Origin of the sequence: Allobosea sp. 2RAB26 (assembly GCF_052115465.1) — a bacterium.
Classification (GTDB): Bacteria; Pseudomonadota; Alphaproteobacteria; order Rhizobiales; family Beijerinckiaceae; genus Allobosea.
Genome location: NZ_JBFRGS010000003.1, coordinates 481,276 through 488,100 on the forward strand (window position 1 = coordinate 481,276; position 6,825 = coordinate 488,100).

Annotated in this window: 8 protein-coding genes, 1 tRNA gene and 1 pseudogene; 8 read left to right on the forward strand and 2 right to left on the reverse strand. The window is 65.4% G+C overall.

The window, feature by feature from the left end; all coding sequences use genetic code 11:
* Positions 1-53 precede the first annotated feature (53 nt).
* Positions 54-263 (forward strand): hypothetical protein, encoded by a 210-nt coding sequence (locus AB4118_RS07960; protein ID WP_441489216.1) that lies wholly within the window; start codon positions 54-56, stop codon positions 261-263.
* Between the two features lie 88 nt (positions 264-351).
* On the forward strand, positions 352-807 hold the full coding sequence (locus tag AB4118_RS07965) for a hypothetical protein (protein WP_441489217.1): 456 nt from the start codon (positions 352-354) through the stop codon (positions 805-807).
* Positions 808-891: 84 nt separating this feature from the next.
* On the opposite strand, the gene AB4118_RS07970 is transcribed toward AB4118_RS07965, so the two are convergent.
* Entirely contained in the window at positions 892-1,197 is a 306-nt protein-coding gene (locus AB4118_RS07970) for a hypothetical protein (protein ID WP_441489218.1), read from the reverse strand.
* A 351-nt stretch (positions 1,198-1,548) separates the two neighbouring features.
* Between AB4118_RS07970 and AB4118_RS07975 the strand changes: the two genes are divergently transcribed.
* Positions 1,549-1,623: transfer RNA gene (locus tag AB4118_RS07975), tRNA-Val, on the forward strand.
* A 165-nt stretch (positions 1,624-1,788) separates the two neighbouring features.
* Here AB4118_RS07975 and gph read toward each other — a convergent pair.
* Positions 1,789-2,490, reverse strand: a complete 702-nt coding sequence (gene gph, locus AB4118_RS07980) for a phosphoglycolate phosphatase (protein ID WP_441489219.1) — start codon at positions 2,488-2,490, stop codon at positions 1,789-1,791.
* A 131-nt stretch (positions 2,491-2,621) separates the two neighbouring features.
* Between gph and AB4118_RS07985 the strand changes: the two genes are divergently transcribed.
* The 5 genes and pseudogenes from AB4118_RS07985 to AB4118_RS08005 form a co-directional block, all read left to right on the forward strand.
* The gene (locus AB4118_RS07985; RefSeq protein ID WP_441489220.1) at positions 2,622-3,026 is read left to right on the forward strand and encodes a hypothetical protein; all 405 of its coding nucleotides are present in this window, start codon (positions 2,622-2,624) and stop codon (positions 3,024-3,026) included.
* Between the two features lie 106 nt (positions 3,027-3,132).
* Entirely contained in the window at positions 3,133-4,584 is a 1,452-nt protein-coding gene (locus AB4118_RS07990; RefSeq protein WP_441489221.1) for an NAD-dependent succinate-semialdehyde dehydrogenase, read from the forward strand.
* 17 nt (positions 4,585-4,601) lie between these two features.
* A complete protein-coding gene (gene rpiA, locus AB4118_RS07995) occupies positions 4,602-5,303 on the forward strand; it encodes a ribose-5-phosphate isomerase RpiA (protein ID WP_441489222.1) in 702 nt (233 codons plus the stop codon).
* A gap of 185 nt (positions 5,304-5,488) precedes the next feature.
* Positions 5,489-6,013 (forward strand): DUF2059 domain-containing protein, encoded by a 525-nt coding sequence (locus AB4118_RS08000; protein ID WP_441489223.1) that lies wholly within the window; start codon positions 5,489-5,491, stop codon positions 6,011-6,013.
* A gap of 352 nt (positions 6,014-6,365) precedes the next feature.
* Positions 6,366-6,686 (forward strand): annotated as a pseudogene (locus tag AB4118_RS08005) (IS5 family transposase); the annotation flags it as partial.
* Positions 6,687-6,825: the final 139 nt, after the last annotated feature.

Sequence of the window (6,825 nt, forward strand, 5' to 3'; positions counted from 1 at the left end):
AATCGGGTGTTCACGCGTAGTTGCTTCATCTGCAACCGCCATAGGGAATTCCTGTGTCCGAGCCGCGCAAGGGGCCAGTGGATGGTGCCGCAAAGGCGCGCGAGGGCGGTCGTCTGATGCAGGTTTCCGCTGAGGAGCAAGCGCTCGTCAGGCTTTACCGGTCGCTCTCCTTCGAAAACCAGCGAAATGTCATCCGCTATGCCGACGCGGTGCGGGATATCGAGACCATGTTCCAGCGCGCCCCTGCAGGGGATTCCCCCTGACCGCGAAGCCGGCGCAATGGACACGATCCCGCATCGCGGACACACTCTGACAGTCTGAGCAAACCAGTCCAGCGAAGGAGTTCGCTCAATGCCGATCGGGTCGCCTCTGCCTGTCCTTGCCGCAGTTTTCCTTGCCATCGCCTCGGCCGCCGCACCGGCCGCAGCCCAGCAGCAGACGCTCGGTCCGCCGAGAGGCTCGGTCCGCATCCAGCAGGTCCAGGTTGCCTTCATCGGCTCCGGCGAGGTCGGCGGCGGAACGCTGAAGTTCGGCGGCCGTCCCTACGGCATCACGGTCGGCGGTGTGGGCTTCGGCGGCTTCGGCGCTTCACGGATGACGGCGACCGGGACAGTCTACGGCCTTCACCGCTTGCAGGACTTCGCGGGGGCTTATGTCCAGTTGCGCGAGGGTTGGGCGCTGGGAGCGCAGGGCAAGGGCAGCGTCTGGCTCCGCAACAGCAATGGCGTCACGATGAAGCTGAACACGCGCCGCCAGGGTCTGCAGCTTGCGCTTGGGGCAGACGGCATCCTGATCGGTTTCAAGTGATCCGGGGCCGAAGGCCAGCGCTCTGACACAATCGGACCTGACGAGATCGCGAGCCAGGGCTTGCTCGCGATCTCGCCGAGATTTCTACTGAATGGCGCCGCGCTTGGGGCCGAAACCGTCTAAATAACAGCGGCAAGGGGCGCCTCTTGGCGAGGGCGGAGCCTCGCAGGAGCCGCGGGAGGTGACGCACATGTCGCCATAGCGCGGCTGGCGATAGGGGCGCTCATAGCCGTAGCGCGGCGGCGGTGGCCGGTCGTAGTCCCAGCCCCGATCATAGCCGTAGCGCGGCGGCGGGCGGTCATAGGGGTCATAATACTGTGCGTGCGCCGCTGCCGCCGGGATCAGCGCCGAGACCACTGCCGACGTGAGGATCAGTTTTCTGAGCAGCATCGATGGGTCCTCCGATTCGAGGCGTGAATAGCTCGCTGCGGATGAACGGAACGTGACCCGCTCTGTTCCCTCCAGAGCCAAAGGCGCGCTTTCCCCCTGGGCAACGGATATGCGCGGCGTGAGCGGCAGGTGACGCGCGTGCTCTGCGGCCTGGCGGTCCGTGCCAGCGGAGGAAGCTGTCAGGATTCGCCGCAATGTCGCGTTGTGCGGAGTTGCCGCCTGATGGGCGCGGGGAGGGCCTCCTACAGCACTGCGGCTGGGGCGGTGCCGAGATTTCCCCGGCTGCGTGCGGGCTTGGCGGAACTGCGCCTTGACGGCGCATGTGTCCGCGACTAGGAGAAGCGCCGGTCCGGGCGGCTAGCTCAGCGGTAGAGCACTCCCTTCACACGGGAGGGGTCACAGGTTCGATCCCTGTGCCGCCCACCATTTTTCCTCTTCATATCGCTATCGAGATCTGTGCAGAGCGCGCTTTGCGTGCATCAGCATGGCTATCCAGTTGTGACGCAGATATCGCGCGGCTTGCCTCAACGACGGGCCGCGTCACCCGACCTGATCGGTCAGCAGCGGAGCCGATCAAAGCCCCGCCGATCGCTATTTCGCCGATGCGCAAAGCGCGGGCGCCGGCTCCAGTATCTGCCGCACGGCGCCGTGCAACTCGTCGAAATGCTGGATCACGAGATCGGGCTCCAACTCCTCGATCGGGACATCGGTATAGCCGAAGGGAACGCAGATCGAGGGGATACCGGCGGCACGCGCGGTGGTGATATCCGTGCGTGAATCGCCGATCATCACCGCGCGCCTGGGGTCACCGCCGGCGGCTTCGATCGTCAGCGTCAGGTGGCGGGGGTCGGGCTTGTGGAAGGCGAAGCTGTCGCGCCCGGCCACAGCCGCAAAATGCCCGCTGATGCCGAAATGCTCGAGGATCAGGCGCGTGTGCAGGATCGGCTTGTTGGTGCAGACGGCGAGCGCATATCCGTCCTCCGCCAGGGCATGCATGGCAGCAACGACGCCGTCATAGAGATAACTGTTCGAGGCGACGTCCTCGGCGTAGATTCGCAGGAAGTCCTGGAACAGCCGCTCCAGCGTCTCTTCGTCGAGCGGCCGTCCGGAGACGCGAAAACCACGTTCGATCAGGGCGCGGGCGCCGGCGCCGACGAGTTCACGCGCGCGTTCCAGCGGCAGGGGCGAGAGCTTTTCCTGCTCGAGAATGACATTGAGCGTGCGCATGATATCGGGCGCGGTCTCGGCGAGGGTGCCGTCGAGATCGAAGACGACGATGGGGAGCAAGCTCATGGGCGGGGTTCCGGTGCGCAGGTGCTTTGGGCCTCTAAAGGCGGTCTGGTCCGGTTTGGCAAGCGAGCCGGGCCGGATCGTCATCTTGGCAGGCAGCAACAATGCTATCTTTGCCTTGATTCGCGTGAAGGATGGCAGTGGTGTCTGAATATCTTGAAAACGCCGGCTTCCGCCGGTCGGTGCTCGGGGCGCTGCTGGCGCTCGGCACCTGCATCGTGCCGCACGTCTCCGCTCAGGCCGCGCCCTTCGAGTTTGCGCCTGCGCCGCAGACGGATCTCAACCGTGTCTACAGGGTCGATCGCGCCACCGGCGAGGTCGGCGCCTGCCAGTTCCAGCTCAAGGAAGGCGGCGTCGGCGTCACTGTCTGCTTCCCGGCGGGGGAGGGGGCCGGCCCGCAGGCGCCGAGCGACTACCTGCTGATGCCGTCGCGCCACGAGCGCGAAGGCGGCATCTTTCGCGTCAATGTTCGCACCGGCGAGATGAGCATCTGCTACGTCTTCGACGACAAGGTGGTCTGTACGCCGCAGACGAAATAGCCCCGTCCTGCGCTTCGAGCACCTGCAGCATGCGGCATTTTGAATCGGCGCGACGCGATCGCTCGTGCTAGAGGCCCGGGCATGTCCGCAATCGTCGAGGCCCGCCATGCTGAAGCTGAATGATCCGTCGCTCCTGAAATCGCAGTGCTATGTCGACGGCGCCTGGATCGGCGCGGGCGTCGATGCGGTCGACAATCCCGCGACCGGCGAGCTGCTGGCCAAGGTGCCGCGCTTCGGCGCCGATGAGACCACCGCTGCGGTCGAAGCCGCCTCGCGCGCCTTCAAGCCCTGGGCGAAGAAGAGCGCCAAGGAGCGCTCGGTGATCCTGCGCAAATGGTTCGACCTGATCATGGCGAACCAGGAGGACCTGGCGCAGATCATGACCGCCGAGCAGGGCAAGCCGCTGAGCGAAGCGCGCGGCGAGGTCGCCTATGCCGCCTCCTTCGTCGAGTTCTACGCCGAAGAGGCCAAGCGCATCTATGGCGAGACGATTCCCTCGCCCTTCCCGAATTCGCGCATCATCGTCCAGAAGCAGCCGGTCGGCGTCTGCGCCGCGATCACGCCCTGGAATTTCCCGGCCGCGATGATCACGCGCAAATGCGCTCCCGGCCTCGCCGCCGGCTGTACCTTCGTGGTCAAGCCGGCGCCGGATACGCCGCTGACGGCGCTGGCTCTGGTCGAGCTGGCCGAGCGGGCCGGTTTCCCCAAGGGCGTCATCAATCTCGTCACCGGCGATGCGCAGGCCATCGGCGGCGTGATGACCTCCCACCCGGCCGTGCGCTTCATCGGCTTCACCGGCTCGACGCCGGTCGGCAAGCTCCTGATGCAGCAGGCCGCCTCGACGGTGAAGAAGGTTGGCCTCGAGCTCGGCGGCAATGCGCCCTTCATCGTCTTTGACGATGCCGATCTCGACGCTGCCGTGCAGGGCGCGATCATCGCCAAGTACCGCAACATGGGTCAGACCTGCGTCTGCACCAACCGGCTCTTCGTGCAGGACGGCATCCATGACGATTTCGTCGCGAAATTCGCCGGCGAGGTCGCAAAGATGAAGGTCGGCAACGGTGCCGAAATCGGTGTCGTGCAGGGGCCGCTGATCAATGAGCGCGCGGTCGAGAAGGTCGAGCGTCATGTCGCCGATGCCGTCGCCAATGGGGCGAAGGTCGTGGTCGGCGGCAAGCGCCATGCGCTCGGTCGCACCTTCTTCGAGCCAACCGTGCTTGCCGGCGTCACCACGAAGATGCTGGTGACGCGCGAGGAAACCTTTGGCCCGCTCGCTCCGGTCTATCGCTTCACCAGCGAGGACGAGGTCGTGGGCATGGCCAATGACACGCCCTTCGGGCTCGCCGCCTATTTCTACACCCGGGATCTCGGTCGCGCCTTCCGCGTCGCCGAGGAGCTCGAATACGGCATGGTCGGCATCAACTCCGCCATCCTCGGCACCGAGGTCGCGCCCTTCGGCGGGGTCAAGGAATCCGGCCTCGGCCGCGAGGGCTCCCTCCACGGCATGGATGAGTTCGTCGAGATCAAGTACATGCTCCTCGGCGGGCTGGGCGCGTGACAGGTCAGGACAAGCTGATGAGCCCCGACGACCTCAAGAAGCAGGCGGCAGCGCGCGCGCTCGAACTGGTTCGCCCAGGCATGAGGCTCGGCCTCGGCACGGGCTCGACGGCGAAGCATTTCGTCGACCTGCTCGGCGCTCGCGTTGCGGCGGGGCTGGATGTGCTCTGCGTCGCGACCTCCGAAGCGACGCAGGCCCAGGCCATGGCGCTGGCCATCCCGATGTCGACGCTCGATCAGACGCCGGAGCTCGACCTGACGGTCGATGGCGCAGACGAGGTCGATCCGCAGCTTCGCCTGATCAAGGGTGGCGGAGCAGCCCATCTGCGCGAGAAGATCGTCGCGGTGGCCTCGAAGCGCATGGTCGTCATCGCCGATGACACCAAGCTGGTCGAGACCCTCGGGCGTTTCCCGCTGCCGATCGAGGTCGTGCCTTTCGGGCTTGAGGCGACGCGTCGCGCCGTGGCCTCCGCGATCGCGGCATCGGGGGCGGCAGGCGAGATCAAGCTGCGGCTGCGCCCGGACGGCTCGACGCTGGTCACCGATGGCGGCCATTTCATCCTTGATGCGCATCTCGGGCGCATCGAACAGCCCGAGGCGCTCGCCGCCGCCTTGAACGCCGTTCCGGGCGTGGTCGAGCACGGGCTCTTCCTCGGCATTGCCTCCTGCGCCATCCTCGCCAGCAGCTCGGGCCTGAAGATTCTCGGCACGATCGAATGATTCCATTCCGGCGCAATCCGCGCTAAGGAGACGCGCACCACGCCGCCCGGAACCGGACGGATACGTCACCACGCCGATCGCGGCGATACCGAAACCGCCGGGTGGACCGGCTCGCTTGCCGAAGGGCGGGCGAGGGTCATGCCCGGGCTGTGTGAGTCAGCCTGATAATGAAGGGGCCCAACGCAATGTTCCGTCACCACCTCGCCGGCGTGGCCGTCGGTCTGGCGCTTGTATTCGCCGTGCCTGCGCAGGCCCAGGCTCCGGCTGCGACCCCGGCTCCGGCCTCCACGGTGACGGCTTCGCAGCTCCAGGCTGGCCGCGATGTCGTGATCTCCTCGGGCATCGCACAGTCCTTCGAGTCGATTTACGGCGAGTTCCGCGATCGCGTCCGCCAGATCGTCGGCACCACCCGTCCCGAGATCCAGAAGGATCTGAATGAGGTGATCGATACGCTGAAGCCGGAATCCGATCAGAAGATCGCGGAGATGATCACCGCGGCAGGCGAGATCTTCGCGAAGAAGATGACCGAGTCCGACCTCAAGGAGGTCGCCGCCTTCTTCAAGTCGCCGGTCGGGCAGCGCTACAACGCCTTCCGTCCGCAGGCGATCGACGAGATCTTCGTCGTGCTGCAGCCATGGACCCTGCAGACCAGCAACTTCCTGTTCGATCGGTTCAGCCAGGAAATGCGCAAGCGCGGCCACCAGCTCTGAGCAGCCGACACAAGCCGTCCAAAGAGAAGGCCGCCGGTGATGAACCGGCGGCCTTCTTGGTTTTCGAGACGGGGGGCGGTTCACCGCGCGGCCCGCATCCGGCTCGATCATCCCTTGCACGGGCAGCAACTGAGGCGCCCCGGCGGGACATATGACCAGGGCGGGTCGCTCAGACCATCGGGCTGGATAGTCGCATCCGGTCCGATGTCTGAGCTTCAGTGATTGCATCGGCCCGAAAACTGCAATCCGCTTCCGGGCCGATATCTTAGGGCGGATCGACATTCAGGATTCACAACTGGCGCGATGTCTGATTCATGGGGTTCCGTGTTGAGACGCGGAGCCAATGATGGGGATCAAGCGCTACGAGCTGAATGAGGCGCAATGGCTGCGGATTGCGCCCTTGCTGCCCGGCAAGACGAGCGATCCAGGTCGGACGGGCTCGGATAACCGCCTGTTTGTGAACGGTTGTCTGTGGGTTCTGCGCTCTGGTGCCCACTGGTGTGACCTGCCCGAACGCTATGGCAAGTGGAAGACGGTGCATCGGCGTTTCAGTCGCTGGTGCCATACCGGGGTGTGGGAGGCGGTGTTCAACGCGCTGACCGCCGACCGTGATAACCAATATCTGATGCTCGACAGCACCATCGTGCGCGCCCATCAGCAAGCGGCGGCGGGAAACGTATGGCCCGCCCCGTCTGCAAGCTGTTTGGCGATCTGATTTGAGCAGTCTGCATCAACGTATCCGGTCTCAGGATTGAACCTGGCCAAGATGGAGATCCGCGCGTCCCAGGCCTCATAAAGGGGCCGGCATCGAG

Excerpts from the sequence above, each read along its gene's own strand:
- AB4118_RS07970 (WP_441489218.1), bottom strand. The coding sequence starts at position 1,197 with ATGCTGCTCAGAAAACTGATCCTCACGTCGGCAGTGGTCTCGGCGCTG.
- rpiA (WP_441489222.1), top strand. The coding sequence starts at position 4,602 with ATGAGCCCCGACGACCTCAAGAAGCAGGCGGCAGCGCGCGCGCTCGAA.
- AB4118_RS07965 (WP_441489217.1), top strand. The coding sequence starts at position 352 with ATGCCGATCGGGTCGCCTCTGCCTGTCCTTGCCGCAGTTTTCCTTGCC.
- AB4118_RS08000 (WP_441489223.1), top strand. The coding sequence starts at position 5,489 with ATGTTCCGTCACCACCTCGCCGGCGTGGCCGTCGGTCTGGCGCTTGTA.
- AB4118_RS07990 (WP_441489221.1), top strand. The coding sequence starts at position 3,133 with ATGCTGAAGCTGAATGATCCGTCGCTCCTGAAATCGCAGTGCTATGTC.
- AB4118_RS07985 (WP_441489220.1), top strand. The coding sequence starts at position 2,622 with ATGGCAGTGGTGTCTGAATATCTTGAAAACGCCGGCTTCCGCCGGTCG.
- gph (WP_441489219.1), bottom strand. The coding sequence starts at position 2,490 with ATGAGCTTGCTCCCCATCGTCGTCTTCGATCTCGACGGCACCCTCGCC.